Here is a 12,845-nt window from a genome sequence, read left to right as displayed (position 1 = left end):
AAGAGTATTAAAATATTACCTGGATTAAAAATCAATCTGACGCATAAAGGCATCAGCAGTGCAAGCATTGGCAAACCTGGTGCTTCTTTAAATATTGGCAAAAAAGGCACCCGAACCAGCGTTGGTATTCCTGGCACAGGCCTATCCTATTCAAAACACCAGCCCTATAAGAACAGAGTTGGCAACCAAAAAAATCCTACTCAGGAACAACAATCGTTCTATACATCACATACTGAGAAACCCAAATCGAATGTCTGGATTTGGGTGATTTTTGGATTATTTTGTTTTATTGTCGGGGCAATTCTTTTTTAGAATTCACCGCTCTTTTTACCGATAATATTCCTCCTGCTAGGCAAAATCTGATTCATTCATTACTATGGACGGATGTTAAATACAATAAAGGCTGCCGCTGATGTCTGATAATGACAGCACTCTGGATTATGATGAAAATGATTTAATCGACTCTCCCTTATCTCAAGTTTTACAAGAGGATAATGAGCAAATTGAAATTCTAATTTATCGATTACCTGATAGTGACTGGACACTGGAAGTGGTGAGCCAAAGTGGTACTTCTACTGTATGGGATGAAACATTCCCATCAGATCAGGAAGCTCTATCTGTCGCTTTAGATGGAATTAAAGCCGCAGGTGGTATTCGAGCCTTTTCCGAACTCAGTGACCTCGAAGCGAAGAACAATATTTTTCCTGAGTCCCTTACTCGCCATTAAAAATGAAGTTGCTGGCTTGGATCTGAATCAGTATTTTCTGGATTCTTAGAACCTGTCGCGATGATAGGTTCACTTCAACCCAAACCCATCTAGGGTTGAAGGGTCAAAATTTTCATCAAACATAAACTCATCTGCTCGCTCTTTTTTTAATGTCGTCAGGGCATAAAAGAAACATTTCTCACATAACTGCAACTCATATCTTTCCCCGTCATGCCTGGAGCCATAGCCCCAATGTGCCGATAAAGTTCCAAACTCCAATTTCGTTGATTGGTTGCATACATCACATAAAACATCGGTAACGAATTCTACCTGTTTCAGTTGTTTAATTTCCATATGCGGCTCCTTTTATCAATCAAGTTGCAGAATTAACAGCTACTTGGACACCAATTCTTATTTACTTGTTTTATACCATTTTGTGCCGTAAAATGGCATTAATAAGATTGAGAGGTGTTAAATGTCTACGCTAATTAAAAAAAGAGTTCAATATACTGTGGATGAGGCAATCTCAGAATCAGCAGAGTACGTCATCAAAAAAGTTGGGCTAACCCCTGCATCTGTTTTTAGTATGGTTATGGCTGAAATTGCCAAAACAGGTCGAATTCCTGTGAGCAATCAAGTAAGTGATGATGATTTTAATACGGCACAACTCATAGCACTTAGCCATAATATTCCGAGTGTAAAAGTATCCAATATAAAATCTGCTCAAGAGTTTTTAAATGATGATGGTGGATACTAATGGCTCAGGATTTGTATTGGGCTTACGTTGGTTTTACAGACATAGCAGATGGTAAAACTCGCCCTGTTTTATATATTCGACAAACAAAAAAAGACTACATCGTATTCCGTTTAAGTAGTCAATATGACAATAAATCTGACTTTATTAAAAGTAAATATATTGAAATTACCGATTGGAAATCGGTTGGACTAAGTAAAAAATCATGGATTGATACCGTACAGACATATCAGTTGCCAATTGATAAGACAAAATTAACTTACATTGGTAAACTTTCTAAAAATGACTATGAACGATTAATTAATCATCTTAAAGAGCAATAACTGTTTATTCAACTAGCCGAATAATATATGTCCAAGTTAGATTAAAATAGCTGTTCATCTATTTGTTATATTTAGTATCCATTAAGATAGGAATATGCAATCAAGTTAAATTTGTCTATATACTTAGCAAAAATTGATTCCTGTTTGGTTTTAATTACCATTAAAAAAAGATCAAAAATACTATATATAGGGTTTTTATAATTTTACAACACAATATACGGCATATTCAGCCATTGCTCCCCTACTTAAAAAAATATGAATATATTGTTTTATTTTTAGCTGTTTAGCACATATGGGAAAGCATCATTGTATGTCTGGAAAGAAGAAAAACACACCAAATTACCGCGTGTCACACAGAGCCAGCTTGCTATCGTTCTCAATTTAGATTCAGTGGAAACTTTAAATTCGCTTGAGTTAGATCCCGATTCAAGTCAGGGAGAACTCGCAATTATTTTAATTCGTATTGCGATATCACTAGATGCTCTAACAGGTGGAGAGGCTAAATGGATGCAGCATTTTATGAAGTCACCAAATAAGCTAACCAAAGGCATTCCGATAAAACAGATTCAGACTACTCAGGGATTAGCTACTGTATTAAACGTAGTCGAAGGACTTCGGCTTCAGGGTAAATATTAAGAAATACAAAGCTTCATTACACAGAAAATTAAAAGTCATAATTTTGTCTAATAATTCAAATTCAAGGTATAAGAAGTTCCTCTTCTCAAGAGGTATACAACTACCTCATTATTAGAACTGTCATACATATATGGATTCTATTAACCTAATTCGAGGCTAAATTGAATCTTATAAGTTCAATTTAGCTATTCAAGAATCATTATAAAAGTTTGCTATATAGCGAACATTAACCATAATTAGTTAAAAGTTTGCTATATAGCTAACAAATTTCGGGAGAAAAAATGGCTACACGAGGTGAAATAGGTAAAGAAATACGTTTGGCAAGAAAAGGGTTAGGCTATACACAGAAAAGCCTTGCAGAAAAAACTCAAGTCAATAAAACAACAATTTCAGAGATGGAAAATGGCCATTTTACAGGTTCATTTGACATATTTGAACGTGTGCTTGATGGTGTTGGTTTACAATTCGAAGTGAATAAAAAAAAGCATAAATTGCCGCAGTGGGATGAAATTGAAGAAATATTTTCAGAATATGATGAATAGATTGTGAATCGGTACCGAATAAGGTATCAGAAAAGGCAAAGCCCTGTCCATCAACCTCGTTGCTCCAGACCACTTGTGCCAGATATTCCAGATTGACCTGATAGCAAATCCCAGTTCCTCGCGACACCACGCGAAACTGATTGAGCTTAAAGCAAGTTGTTAGACGCTATTAGATTGTAAATGTCTAATTAGACTTCTTTAATCTAATAGGATCTAATCACCCAATAAAGCACCTTTTCACCGATCAACCGACACATTTTATAACTCCATTATTTTGTGGCTTAATAGCCATATCCAAACATAAGACCCAATATTATGGATTTAAGATTCAGAAAACCTGAAGAAGTTGTTGGATTATTATATGAGAGGCTTCGTAAAGAACGACTTTATCTGGAAATGACTCAGGCAGATGTTGCTGCACGTGCTGGTATTGGTGTGAATACAGTATCCAATCTAGAAGCAGGTCGAAATGTTTCATTTGAAAACTTAGTACGCGTTGCCATGGTCCTGGGCCGATTACAAGAATTAGAGGAACTCTTCAAACCTCATTTAAACAGTGTAGATGATATTCTTCGCTATGAGAGTAATACGGCTCGCCAACGTATCAAAAGGAAATAAATCCATGCTCGAAAAATTTAATGTTTACTACAATGGATGGGGTGAATATTGGCTTTAGGGTATACTGGTCTCCTCAACAGCAATCACAGGTCAACCATTAATTGCCTTTGAATACAGTGCTGAAGCGATCCGTAAAGGTTTAGAGCTTTCCTCTTACCTACTTCCGTTAAAAGGTGACCCATTAAGAAAAAACTTTCCTACACAGCAAATGGGATTACCAAGTCATATATATGATGCATCACCCTATGGTTGGGTGTGCTCCAGAATTTTGGTGGTTATTCAGTCCATCATTACCTACATTCCAACTCTCTAGTTTTCCAACTAGCCCAGGTTATAATAATGACCACCCAAAATACGATTGATCTATTATGAACACCTCCAATGACCCTTTACACGGCAAAAAACTTGCTGACATTTTGGATGAATTATTGGATTACTACGGTGGCTTTGAAGGTTTAAGTCGTAAAATTGAAATTAGATGTTTTTGCATAGACCCAAGTGTTAAATCATCATTGCGATTCTTGTGTACCACACCATGGGCACGTGAAAAAGTAGAAAGCTTATATTTGTACGTCTTACGCCAAAAGGCAAAACAGAAACTGTAGTCCCAGGCAACACCCCTCTCATCATAAAATTTGAACCGTACCGGGTTTGTGGGAGACTTTTATTTAACTGATGTTACGTAGTAAGTGCATTTTGAGCATCTTCGCTACTACATGTTGTAGTTTATCTACTTCAGTGACCAAATCTTTCAGGCTTCGCGCAAAACGGTCCATGGAATGTACAACAACTTGATCGCCTTCCCTGACATAGTTCAACATTTCTTGAAATTTTGGTCGGTCGGTATTTTTACCTGAAGCACGGTCAACAAAAAGGCACTGTTGCAAATAGAGATTTGAGACGATGAAGTATTTGGATTGTCACTGCTTGCTCCAAAGTTAACATGTTGAGCAGTCCAAAATGACCGCTATATTAACCAAGGGGGTCAGTTTTTAAATGCCATTAGGGGGTCATTTTTACACTGCCGCTAACAACATTGCTATGGATGCTAAAACCCTGCAAATACGTGCAGTACAACTCACCATAAATAATGTCAGTGATTCTCAAGTACTCGAAGATTTACTTGCTCAAATTCCCTTGGATGAACCAATTGATTCTGTTTATACAGATGGTGCTTATGACACAAAGCACTGCCGACAAGTCATTTTAGATCGAGATGCACATGCGATCATTCCACCTAGAAAGAATGCAAAGCCTTGGAAGGATCAGCAAGCGAGGTCTATAGAGCGGAATGAATTATTAAAGACAGTCAAACGGCTAGGCAGATCGCTTTGGAAAAAGTGGTCTGGTTATCACCGTCGAAGTTTGGTTGAAACCAAGATGCATTGCATCAAATTATTAGGCGATAAATTAACAGCGCGGAGTTTTCCAAATCAGGTGAATGAGATCCATGCACGCATGGCAGTTTTGAATAAATTCACAGAATTAGGTCGCCCTCATACCCAAGTTGTCTCTTAAATTTGAGTAGCTTAAGGGAAATCAGCCTTTCAAACCTTTATGCAACAAAGCCGGCCGAAAGTATGTCAGGTATTTGAAATGCTGATTCAGGACGGTATCCTCAATAGTAATCAGGTTTTAAGTAGTTTACCCCATCCTTCGGGAGCCAATGCGGAGCGAATAGCGTATTTTCTCGGGAATAAGCCTAAAGAATTACTATCATCTAAAACGAATCCAGAGTTATTGGATAAAGCGAAAGCTGAAATCATTAAGAAACTTGAACGCCTGGAAATGTAGTGACTATCCATACAGGCATGGAACATGACTGTTCACGTAAAAAGCCCAATCTAGTGTGATCGGGCTTTTTACTGTGTAACTATATGATTGATTTTAAATGAAAAATTAAAATAATTTCGTATAACGTGTATTATGTTAATTTTAGGAAATCTAAATACTCTTTTGATTCACACGCTTTGAAAGCTCTTCCGCACTTTCTACACGTTCAGAGTAACGGTCAGTGAGATATGCGGACTGTCCTCTAGTTAAAAGCGTAAATTTATAAAGTTCTTCCATCACATCAACGATCCTCGTGTAATAAGAAGAAGGCTTCATACGACCATCCTCTTCAAACTCAAGAAATGCTTTAGGAACTGAGGACTGATTTGGTATCGTAATCATACGCATCCAACGGCCTAAAATACGTAACTGATTTACTGCATTAAAGGACTGAGAGCCGCCACATACTTGCATTACAGCTAAGGTTTTACCTTGCGTGGCACGTATTGCTCCTGCTGCTAATGGAATCCAGTCAATTTGAGCTTTCAATATCGAACTCATTGAGCCATGACGCTCGGGAGAGCACCAAACCATGCCCTCTGACCATGCTAAGAGTTCATGTAGTTCTTTAACCTTTGGATGTTGCATATCACCATCTTCAGGGAGAGGTAGTCCTTTTGGATGGAAAATTTTCACTTCCGCACCAAAATATTCAAGGATTCGACCAGCTTCCTGAATAGCTAAACGGCTATAGGATCTATCACGATTTGAGCCATACAGAAGCAGTATTCTTGGAGGATGTTCAAGGTTCTTTGCCTGAACTTTTTCTAAAGTCGGTTTTTCTAAAAGACTAAGATCAATATTTGGTAAGTTCATTAGATTCATACCTCTTTAAAAACTTTTTTTCTAAGCCATAGCGAAACTGTCACTAAGGCAATCAATACAGGCACTTCAACAAGCGGTCCAATTACTGTTGTGAAAGCTACAGGTGAAGCTAATCCAAAAGTGGCAATCGCTACAGCCAGTGCTAATTCAAAATTATTGCCTGCCGCAGTAAAGGAAATAGCAGTCGTTTTAGGGTAATCGTTACCCATCCACTTACTCATAAAGAAGCTGATGAAGAACATTGCAACAAAATAGATCGTCAAAGGAATAGCGATTCTAAGCACGTCTAGAGGAAGGCTAATCACTTCACCACCTTTAAGACTGAACATGGCTACAATCGTGAATAAAAGCGCAATAAGGCTGATTGGGCTAATCTTTGGGATAAACTTAGTTTGATACCAATCCAAACCTTTCTGTTTGACTAAAATCAGCCGGGTTAAAAAACCAAGTAAGAATGGAATACCTAGATAAACCAGAACAGCATGGGTAATAGTCCAAAAACTTACATCAATGATTCGTGCTTCTACCCCAAAGAATGGCGGTAAGAAGGTCAAGAACAACCAAGCATAAGTACTAAAGAACAAGATCTGGAAGATACTGTTAAACGCAACCAAGGCAGCAACATATTGATTATCCCCACATGCCAAACCATTCCAGACGAGGACCATAGCAATACATCGAGCTAAGCCTATGAGAATTAGGCCAGTCATATATTCAGGATAGGCGTGCAGAAAAATAATGGCCAAGCCAAACATTAAGCAAGGTGCAATGACCCAGTTCTGAATAAGAGATAATGTAAGGGTACGCTTATCCTCAAAGACTTTAGGCAAGGTTGCATAGTCAACTTTGGCAAGTGGTGGATACATCATCAAAATAAGCCCTATTGCGATAGGGATATTCACTGAATTAATGCTTAATTGATCTAATACAACAGATGTTTGAGGGAAAAACACCCCAATACCTACGCCTAATGCCATGGCAATGAAAATCCATAGAGTTAGGTTTCGATCTAAGAATGAGAGCTTTGATGCGGACATTGAATTACTCGCATTGCATAGAGATAGATAAGTTGCTCGTAGGTTTATTTAATACTTCATCATTCAAAACACTGAACACTGCATTTACCCATTCTGGTAAATCAGGATTTAATCGGTAATACACCCATTGTCCCTTGCGCTCATCTAGCAAAATTGAAAGGTTACGGAGTAAAGCCAAGTGACGAGAAATTTTAGGTTGGCTCAGTTGTAATATCTCTGTGATTTCACAAACACATACATTTTGTCTTTCTAAAATAATTTTTAAAATATCTAGACGTGTCGGGTCAGATAGGCATTTAAAGAAATCTGCTTGATCCATAATCTATACTCTAATATATGCTATTGCGAATATACGTATATCCATATATAAATGCAATATTATTAAGTCCTGAGTAAGTACAATGTCATCAAAAGTTAAGATCTATCATAATCCAGCGTGCGGAACATCAAGAAATACACTGGCGCTAATTCGAAATACCGGAGAAGAACCCGAAATTATTGAGTATCTTCTCAACCCTCCAAGTAAAAGTGAACTCATTAATTTAATTGAGAAATCAGGTCTCTCTGTACGTGAAGCTATTCGCAAAAACGTGGAACCTTTTGAAGCTCACAACTTGGATCAGCAGCACTGGACAGATGAGCAGCTTATTCAGTTTATGCTGGAGTATCCAATTTTAATTAATCGTCCATTTGTAGTGACTGAGTTAGGCGTAAAACTTTGTAGACCATCTGAACTCGTTTTAGATATTTTGTCTGCACCTCAATTAGGAGCTTTTATCAAAGAGGATGGTGAAATAATCATCGATAAAAATGGTAAGCGGATTAAATAAATCCGCCCCATTTAACATAATGGTGGTTATACGCAATACACTTGTATATTAATTGAAATATCAGATACTTATTTAAACCATAAAAATCTAAAAATGACCGAAAAGCCGATTTTGAAACAAGTCGGCTTTTTTATGATCGTTTTTGATAGTTCTTGCCAATAATCTTGTTTAAAAAGTAATCAATTTTGGCATTTTCCCAATGTTCTCAGCTCTTCCAGGGCGAAAACTATCCCCAATTACTGTGGATGAAATTTAGGCTATTTTGTACGCTCTGGCGTACATAAATCTCGGCCCTTTGCGGCTACCTGGGACAGTGGAATTTTCATATGATTAATTGGTCAGGAACAGGATGTTCCTTAGAATTACAAAGAATGAGCACCAGGATGGGGCCAGATACGACAAGCACTAAGACAGCACAGACCTAAAGTTCCAATAAAAAACCCTGGCAGGATGCCGGGGTTTTTTATTATCTAAACTTTTAAATCAGAGTTGGATGGGCATCCAGAATGCGAATTAAAGTCGCTGCAGGACCAGTCGGATAACGACGGCCTTGTTCCCAGTTTTGTAGGGTTCTCGCGCTGATATGCAAACGTGCAGCAAACTCTGCCTGGGTTAAGCCAGTTTTCTCACGTACTTCTTTAATATCTGGCAATTCAAGCGCTGTGACTCGGCTTGCTTTTATTTCATTGCGTTTTATGGCACCAGCTTCTTTGATTGAAGCAACCAGGTCATCAAATAAGTTGTTATCCATGAAATTGCTCCTTTACTAATTGACGTAGAATCGAGGTTTCTTTGTCTGTCAGATTATCTTTCACAGACTTTGGATAAGCCACCAGGAAAAAGATCTGATCATCTTCTGTAACCCAATAATAGATCACACGGATACCGCCACTTTTGCCTTTATTGCCCTGAGCACAACGTACTTTACGAATTCCACCACCATTCTTGATTAAGTCGCCCTTATCAGGCTGTACCAAGAGATCTTGCTGGAGCTGACGATACTCTTCACCACTCACAAGCTCTTTGATTTGCTTAATAAAAATACTGGTTTCAATGAATAACATAGGTTTAAGTACGTCAATGGCGTATAAGAATTTTAGCAGTTTTAGAATAAAAAAACGAGAGCTGTGAACTCTCGTTTCGCATAAGCAAAGGCTTACAAATATAAATATTAGGTATAAAAAACCCGCATGATAGCGAGTAGGTCCTGATATTTCATTCAGACTATAGATTTTATAAAAACTATATTTCTAGATGATTTTAAATATTTTTCCACTTAAGGTACTTTGAAAAAGCATTTCAAAACTAGGTCGAATATCTTCACCATCAACGGTGATATGTTTTATATTCAAATGAGATTGCGTGTTGGCAGACTCATGATCCACAGTGGCTTGAATAGCGTGTTTAACGCCAAACTGGTCTTTTACGCTGAGAGTCTGTTTAAACATATATATTTCCTTAAAAAAATTGCAGTGGAAATCCCACATAAATTATTGATGTTTAAAAATTTATCGCTAAGCAACTTTATGATTTAATTTAAATAGCTGATTTAGAGAAGTGTAAAATGTACGGCCATCCAAATTTAAATCAACTTCGATTCCAGATTCCAGTAGAACTCTTTTACCTACTTCGACTTGTTTTAAACCTTGACGTGTATTTTGCATTTTATGTAGAGGAATTAATGAAACAATAATTTCAGTACCATTTTTAGATTTTGCAATTAAATCATTTACTTTTAACAACTTATATCCTATTTTTTAGAGATTTTTTCAATTTTGAAAACATTTTAAAGCATAAAAAAAGCACTTATGAGTGCTTTTTATTACTGCTTATTATTACTTAGATAGCAACAATATTTACAGCATTCGGTCCTTTTTGACCTTGAGCTACACTGAATTCAACTTGCTGGCCTTCAAATAAGGTCTTGAAACCTGAACTCGCGATTTCGCTGAAATGAGCAAAAACGTCTGGACCTGATTCTTGTTGAATGAAACCAAAACCTTTAGTTTCGTTAAACCACTTAACAGTACCTTTAACAATATTTGAGTTTGACATAATATATCCTACTAATTTTTAATAATTTTTTAGTCATTTTATTGACTGATTAATAACTTTGAAAATAATAAAGAATGAGACTTAAAATCTAAAAAACGAAGGATTATGACTAAAACTGCGATACTTAAGGAAGATTTACCGAAACAAGACTTTTTTTCTAGTTAAGTTAAATATACAGTAAAAATAAAAATAATCAAGTTTTTTGATATAAATATTAATTTTTCTTATAAAATCTATATTTTTTCTTTAAAAATTAATTAAATTCAATAACTTATTTATTATATTATTTAATATTTTCTTTAACATAAAATCTCTTATGCGAAATCTGTTTGTTCATCAGATCAATCATCTTCTTTAAATAAAGATTCAACTTCATCCCAGTGCGGAAATTTATGCTTTTTTGGCACCACTTCAAACTGTAATTTGACACGGCTTTGTTGCATAAATATGTAAGCATCTGATTTAAATAAATTTAATTTTGGATCAAAAAATAATCAAAACTTCTAAAATCATATAGTTATGAAATCTTTGTGCAACAAAGCCTCTCGCAGTGATAAAATTGCTGGTTCAGTTATTTGGGGTAACTGTTCTAATAACCAGTCTGGTAATTTTTTTAATTCAGTCGGTTGCATTTTTAGTTATCCTATTTTTAATAATTTCAACTTGTTACATACGTTACACAACATAATTTATGCAAGTTCAGTATAAGGAACCCGGCGCAAGTACAAAGATTTTTGACATAAACTGATCACACTTATATTCATCACAAGACATAAAAAAGAGCGCACGGAGCGCTCTTGATGCGAGCTTTTAAAGCTCAGCTGAACTTTTCGGGACTTCATACCGGATATAAGACGCAAATGTCAGGTAATTAATCCCCTGAAATAAAATATCAATCGCCAGAAACAGGCCCAGGACCCAAAACGGTGCATCTGGGGATTGCAAAATCACAATCCCTGCCAGCAGGGTCAAGATGCCTGAAAATAAAGTCCAGCCCCATCCACCCAGAGCGCGAAACAAAAGGCTATTCAAGATCCGGATGATACCTGCAATAATTAGAATAATCGCCAGAATATGGGTCAGGACCACCGCGGTCTGTAGCGGTGTACTGAACGCATAATATCCGGCAAGCAAGTATAAAAGACCGAATAAGGCCCAGAACCAGCGAAAACCGCCATGAAAAATTTTAAATGCAGCAACAAAATGCAGAATCCCGCCGATCATCATCAGTACGCCAAACATGAATACCACGGACAAGGTTGCAAAGGGTAAAGTCGCTAGCAAGACCAGACCAAAAATCACTAGTAAAATGCCCAGCCCCAGATACCATTTTCGCTTTTGATGCAACTGACTACGTACCAAGTCATTGCCTACTGTTTTCATCTTTTCTTCTCAAGTGATGTCTTATTTGACTGATCATACTTTAAAACTTGATTGGCTTTAGAAGAATCTTACGTTTCCTGTTCCTTAAAATGTAGTCAAACATAGTCAAGGACTAATTCGCACTCTGTTAATGTCTTGTTGCCAAGCGTGTAACTAGAGCCTGAGTCGGTCAGTTCCGACTTGTAGCGGTCAGTCCGTTCTTGCAATATACGCTTTACAGTTTTGTAAGGCGTATAACGACTTATCTCATTGTCGTTTAATCTTGCAAGCACGTTTCTCGCAGCATTCCAATCAGCTTGCACAACTTCCCCATTGAAACGGTGAAAACGATCTCCCTTACGTGTGCCTATTAAAAGCCCACGTAAGAAAGAATCACTTTGCGAAGTATATGCAGAATTGACTAGATGCACCGTAGAACCTCTACGGTGAGATATAGAAGTTAGGGCATTAGCTAACAATGAACCGTACCGGGTTTGTCGGAGAGTCAATATTCTGAGAGACTATTCCGATGAAAAAACCAAACTATACCCCCGAAATTAGAGAAAGAGCGGTTCAATTACTAATTGAATCTGAAAAAGATTATCCTTCTACTTGGGCAGCAATCACAGCTATTGCGCCTAAAATCGGTTGTACTCCTGAAACATTGCGTGTTTGGTATTTAAAGCATATGGATCAACTAAATCCTGCCAAAGTACAACAGATATCTGACCAAGAAAAAATGAAGCAAATGGAACGTGAAATTAAAGAATTAAAGCGTGCCAATGAAATTCTACGCAAAGCAGCCGCTTTTTTCGCCCAGGCGGAGCTCGACCGCCCACACAAATAATGGTGGATTTTATCCATAACAATAAAGATCGATATGGTGTTGAAGCGATTTGTAGAATTTTACCGATTGCAGCTTCGACCTATTATCGGGCTTTAGATCTCGTTGATAACCCAGAACATCGAGCGAAACGTGCTCAGCATGATTTACATCATGCAGAACAAATCAAACGTATTTGGAAAGAAAGTTCAGGTCGATATGGTGTACGTAAAGTCTGGCAAAAATTGAAACGTGAAGGCTATGTTATTGCACGTTGTACAGTTGCTCGATTGATGCAGAAGCTAGATATACAAGGTGTTTGGCGTGGTAAGAACAAACAAACTACCCGCAGCCGAGATGATCAAAAACGAGCAGATGATTTAGTGAAACGGAATTTTAGTGCTGATCGACCTGACCAATTATGGGTCAGTGACTTTACGTATATTCAAACCAATTCTGGCTGGGTCTACACTGCATTTATTATTGATGTGTTCTCGCGAG

22 protein-coding genes, 4 pseudogenes and 1 other annotated feature are annotated in these 12,845 nt (G+C 37.2%); of the genes and pseudogenes, 13 read left to right on the top strand and 13 right to left on the bottom strand.

Annotation, left to right across the window (positions count from 1 at the left end; genetic code table 11):
• On the top strand, nt 1–312 hold a 312-nt coding region (locus HHA43_RS12765; RefSeq protein WP_168542732.1), incomplete at its 5' end, for a DUF4236 domain-containing protein.
• A gap of 100 nt (nt 313–412) precedes the next feature.
• Nucleotides 413–727 carry a hypothetical protein gene (locus tag HHA43_RS12760; protein WP_104484674.1) on the top strand — a complete coding sequence of 105 codons (315 nt, stop codon included), beginning with the start codon at nt 413–415 and terminating at the stop codon, nt 725–727.
• A 69-nt stretch (nt 728–796) separates the two neighbouring features.
• On the opposite strand, the gene HHA43_RS12755 is transcribed toward HHA43_RS12760, so the two are convergent.
• Nucleotides 797–1,060: a hypothetical protein gene (locus HHA43_RS12755; RefSeq protein WP_104484675.1), complete on the bottom strand. Its 264-nt coding sequence runs from the start codon at nt 1,058–1,060 to the stop codon at nt 797–799.
• 121 nt (nt 1,061–1,181) lie between these two features.
• Between HHA43_RS12755 and HHA43_RS12750 the strand changes: the two genes are divergently transcribed.
• The 4 genes from HHA43_RS12750 to HHA43_RS12735 all read left to right on the top strand — a co-directional run bounded on the left by HHA43_RS12750 (nt 1,182) and on the right by HHA43_RS12735 (nt 2,961).
• Nucleotides 1,182–1,463, top strand: coding sequence for a type II toxin-antitoxin system RelB/DinJ family antitoxin (locus HHA43_RS12750; protein ID WP_071850378.1), 282 nt, complete (start codon nt 1,182–1,184; stop codon nt 1,461–1,463).
• Nucleotides 1,463–1,783, top strand: a complete 321-nt coding sequence (locus HHA43_RS12745) for a type II toxin-antitoxin system PemK/MazF family toxin (RefSeq protein WP_071850377.1) — start codon at nt 1,463–1,465, stop codon at nt 1,781–1,783. The genes HHA43_RS12750 and HHA43_RS12745 overlap by 1 nt, the downstream gene beginning before the upstream one ends.
• Before the next feature lie 306 nt (nt 1,784–2,089).
• Nucleotides 2,090–2,419 carry an MbcA/ParS/Xre antitoxin family protein gene (locus tag HHA43_RS12740; RefSeq protein ID WP_104489243.1) on the top strand — a complete coding sequence of 110 codons (330 nt, stop codon included), beginning with the start codon at nt 2,090–2,092 and terminating at the stop codon, nt 2,417–2,419.
• A 281-nt stretch (nt 2,420–2,700) separates the two neighbouring features.
• Nucleotides 2,701–2,961, top strand: a complete 261-nt coding sequence (locus HHA43_RS12735; protein WP_004647603.1) for a helix-turn-helix domain-containing protein — start codon at nt 2,701–2,703, stop codon at nt 2,959–2,961.
• Here the strand turns inward: HHA43_RS12735 and HHA43_RS13365 are convergent.
• Nucleotides 2,960–3,103, bottom strand: a pseudogene (locus tag HHA43_RS13365) (hypothetical protein); the annotation flags it as partial. The gene HHA43_RS12735 and the pseudogene HHA43_RS13365 overlap by 2 nt on opposite strands.
• 173 nt (nt 3,104–3,276) lie before the next feature.
• Here HHA43_RS13365 and HHA43_RS12725 point away from each other — a divergent pair.
• The 3 genes and pseudogenes from HHA43_RS12725 to HHA43_RS12715 all read left to right on the top strand — a co-directional run bounded on the left by HHA43_RS12725 (nt 3,277) and on the right by HHA43_RS12715 (nt 4,184).
• The gene (locus tag HHA43_RS12725; RefSeq protein ID WP_104489548.1) at nt 3,277–3,579 is read left to right on the top strand and encodes a helix-turn-helix transcriptional regulator; all 303 of its coding nucleotides are present in this window, start codon (nt 3,277–3,279) and stop codon (nt 3,577–3,579) included.
• Nucleotides 3,580–3,640: 61 nt separating this feature from the next.
• Nucleotides 3,641–3,832: pseudogene (locus HHA43_RS12720) on the top strand (type II toxin-antitoxin system HipA family toxin); the annotation flags it as partial.
• Nucleotides 3,833–3,947: 115 nt separating this feature from the next.
• On the top strand, nt 3,948–4,184 hold the full coding sequence (locus tag HHA43_RS12715) for a VF530 family DNA-binding protein (protein ID WP_168461850.1): 237 nt from the start codon (nt 3,948–3,950) through the stop codon (nt 4,182–4,184).
• 117 nt (nt 4,185–4,301) lie between these two features.
• Here HHA43_RS12715 and HHA43_RS12710 read toward each other — a convergent pair.
• Nucleotides 4,302–4,454: pseudogene (locus HHA43_RS12710) on the bottom strand (recombinase family protein); the annotation flags it as partial.
• A 121-nt stretch (nt 4,455–4,575) separates the two neighbouring features.
• Here HHA43_RS12710 and HHA43_RS12705 point away from each other — a divergent pair.
• Complete coding sequence (locus HHA43_RS12705; protein ID WP_266095972.1) at nt 4,576–5,097, top strand: IS5 family transposase; 522 nt, start codon at nt 4,576–4,578, stop codon at nt 5,095–5,097.
• A gap of 39 nt (nt 5,098–5,136) precedes the next feature.
• Entirely contained in the window at nt 5,137–5,373 is a 237-nt protein-coding gene (locus HHA43_RS12700) for a hypothetical protein (protein ID WP_168419269.1), read from the top strand.
• A 150-nt stretch (nt 5,374–5,523) separates the two neighbouring features.
• On the opposite strand, the gene arsH is transcribed toward HHA43_RS12700, so the two are convergent.
• Genes arsH through HHA43_RS12685 form a run of 3 tightly spaced genes read right to left on the bottom strand, consistent with a single transcriptional unit; the run spans nt 5,524 to nt 7,593 of the window.
• Entirely contained in the window at nt 5,524–6,228 is a 705-nt protein-coding gene (gene arsH, locus HHA43_RS12695) for an arsenical resistance protein ArsH (RefSeq protein ID WP_034583466.1), read from the bottom strand.
• A 5-nt stretch (nt 6,229–6,233) separates the two neighbouring features.
• Nucleotides 6,234–7,274, bottom strand: a complete 1,041-nt coding sequence (gene arsB, locus HHA43_RS12690; protein ID WP_168461851.1) for an ACR3 family arsenite efflux transporter — start codon at nt 7,272–7,274, stop codon at nt 6,234–6,236.
• Nucleotides 7,275–7,278: 4 nt separating this feature from the next.
• Nucleotides 7,279–7,593 (bottom strand): ArsR/SmtB family transcription factor, encoded by a 315-nt coding sequence (locus HHA43_RS12685; protein ID WP_067731901.1) that lies wholly within the window; start codon nt 7,591–7,593, stop codon nt 7,279–7,281.
• Nucleotides 7,594–7,675: 82 nt separating this feature from the next.
• On the opposite strand from HHA43_RS12685, the gene arsC reads away from it, so the two are divergent.
• Nucleotides 7,676–8,104, top strand: coding sequence for an arsenate reductase (glutaredoxin) (arsC, locus tag HHA43_RS12680; RefSeq protein WP_168461853.1), 429 nt, complete (start codon nt 7,676–7,678; stop codon nt 8,102–8,104).
• 478 nt (nt 8,105–8,582) lie between these two features.
• On the opposite strand, the gene nadS is transcribed toward arsC, so the two are convergent.
• From nadS to HHA43_RS13360, 7 genes are all read right to left on the bottom strand, one after another.
• A complete protein-coding gene (gene nadS, locus HHA43_RS12675) occupies nt 8,583–8,855 on the bottom strand; it encodes a NadS family protein (protein WP_005108769.1) in 273 nt (90 codons plus the stop codon).
• Nucleotides 8,848–9,168 (bottom strand): type II toxin-antitoxin system RelE/ParE family toxin, encoded by a 321-nt coding sequence (locus tag HHA43_RS12670; RefSeq protein WP_104483799.1) that lies wholly within the window; start codon nt 9,166–9,168, stop codon nt 8,848–8,850. The genes nadS and HHA43_RS12670 overlap by 8 nt, the downstream gene beginning before the upstream one ends.
• 186 nt (nt 9,169–9,354) lie before the next feature.
• Complete coding sequence (locus HHA43_RS12665) at nt 9,355–9,552, bottom strand: hypothetical protein (protein WP_004755867.1); 198 nt, start codon at nt 9,550–9,552, stop codon at nt 9,355–9,357.
• Nucleotides 9,553–9,618: 66 nt separating this feature from the next.
• A complete protein-coding gene (locus HHA43_RS12660) occupies nt 9,619–9,846 on the bottom strand; it encodes a hypothetical protein (RefSeq protein ID WP_004745640.1) in 228 nt (75 codons plus the stop codon).
• A gap of 97 nt (nt 9,847–9,943) precedes the next feature.
• The gene (locus HHA43_RS12655) at nt 9,944–10,159 is read right to left on the bottom strand and encodes a cold-shock protein (RefSeq protein WP_151711055.1); all 216 of its coding nucleotides are present in this window, start codon (nt 10,157–10,159) and stop codon (nt 9,944–9,946) included.
• Nucleotides 10,160–10,969: 810 nt separating this feature from the next.
• The gene (locus tag HHA43_RS12645) at nt 10,970–11,542 is read right to left on the bottom strand and encodes an HdeD family acid-resistance protein (RefSeq protein ID WP_159139015.1); all 573 of its coding nucleotides are present in this window, start codon (nt 11,540–11,542) and stop codon (nt 10,970–10,972) included.
• 95 nt (nt 11,543–11,637) lie between these two features.
• The gene (locus tag HHA43_RS13360) at nt 11,638–12,000 is read right to left on the bottom strand and encodes a zinc ribbon domain-containing protein (protein ID WP_416240607.1); all 363 of its coding nucleotides are present in this window, start codon (nt 11,998–12,000) and stop codon (nt 11,638–11,640) included.
• A 50-nt stretch (nt 12,001–12,050) separates the two neighbouring features.
• Between HHA43_RS13360 and HHA43_RS12635 the strand changes: the two are divergent.
• Nucleotides 12,051–12,845, top strand: a pseudogene (locus HHA43_RS12635) (IS3 family transposase); the annotation flags it as partial.
• Nucleotides 12,326–12,442 (top strand) — a sequence feature (AL1L pseudoknot). Its footprint overlaps the pseudogene before it by 117 nt.

Source organism: Acinetobacter sp. A2 (genome assembly GCF_012371325.1).
Taxonomy (GTDB): Bacteria; Pseudomonadota; Gammaproteobacteria; order Pseudomonadales; family Moraxellaceae; genus Acinetobacter.
The sequence above is the reverse complement of the archived record's forward strand: the minus strand, read 5'-3'. Positions and strand labels throughout refer to the sequence as shown.

Excerpts from the sequence above, each read along its gene's own strand:
- HHA43_RS12760 (WP_104484674.1), top strand. The coding sequence starts at position 413 with ATGTCTGATAATGACAGCACTCTGGATTATGATGAAAATGATTTAATC.
- HHA43_RS12755 (WP_104484675.1), bottom strand. The coding sequence starts at position 1,060 with ATGGAAATTAAACAACTGAAACAGGTAGAATTCGTTACCGATGTTTTA.
- HHA43_RS12750 (WP_071850378.1), top strand. The coding sequence starts at position 1,182 with ATGTCTACGCTAATTAAAAAAAGAGTTCAATATACTGTGGATGAGGCA.
- HHA43_RS12745 (WP_071850377.1), top strand. The coding sequence starts at position 1,463 with ATGGCTCAGGATTTGTATTGGGCTTACGTTGGTTTTACAGACATAGCA.
- HHA43_RS12735 (WP_004647603.1), top strand. The coding sequence starts at position 2,701 with ATGGCTACACGAGGTGAAATAGGTAAAGAAATACGTTTGGCAAGAAAA.
- HHA43_RS12725 (WP_104489548.1), top strand. The coding sequence starts at position 3,277 with ATGGATTTAAGATTCAGAAAACCTGAAGAAGTTGTTGGATTATTATAT.
- HHA43_RS12715 (WP_168461850.1), top strand. The coding sequence starts at position 3,948 with ATGAACACCTCCAATGACCCTTTACACGGCAAAAAACTTGCTGACATT.
- HHA43_RS12705 (WP_266095972.1), top strand. The coding sequence starts at position 4,576 with ATGCCATTAGGGGGTCATTTTTACACTGCCGCTAACAACATTGCTATG.
- HHA43_RS12700 (WP_168419269.1), top strand. The coding sequence starts at position 5,137 with ATGCAACAAAGCCGGCCGAAAGTATGTCAGGTATTTGAAATGCTGATT.
- arsH (WP_034583466.1), bottom strand. The coding sequence starts at position 6,228 with ATGAACTTACCAAATATTGATCTTAGTCTTTTAGAAAAACCGACTTTA.
- arsB (WP_168461851.1), bottom strand. The coding sequence starts at position 7,274 with ATGTCCGCATCAAAGCTCTCATTCTTAGATCGAAACCTAACTCTATGG.
- HHA43_RS12685 (WP_067731901.1), bottom strand. The coding sequence starts at position 7,593 with ATGGATCAAGCAGATTTCTTTAAATGCCTATCTGACCCGACACGTCTA.
- arsC (WP_168461853.1), top strand. The coding sequence starts at position 7,676 with ATGTCATCAAAAGTTAAGATCTATCATAATCCAGCGTGCGGAACATCA.
- nadS (WP_005108769.1), bottom strand. The coding sequence starts at position 8,855 with ATGGATAACAACTTATTTGATGACCTGGTTGCTTCAATCAAAGAAGCT.
- HHA43_RS12670 (WP_104483799.1), bottom strand. The coding sequence starts at position 9,168 with ATGTTATTCATTGAAACCAGTATTTTTATTAAGCAAATCAAAGAGCTT.
- HHA43_RS12665 (WP_004755867.1), bottom strand. The coding sequence starts at position 9,552 with ATGTTTAAACAGACTCTCAGCGTAAAAGACCAGTTTGGCGTTAAACAC.
- HHA43_RS12655 (WP_151711055.1), bottom strand. The coding sequence starts at position 10,159 with ATGTCAAACTCAAATATTGTTAAAGGTACTGTTAAGTGGTTTAACGAA.
- HHA43_RS12645 (WP_159139015.1), bottom strand. The coding sequence starts at position 11,542 with ATGAAAACAGTAGGCAATGACTTGGTACGTAGTCAGTTGCATCAAAAG.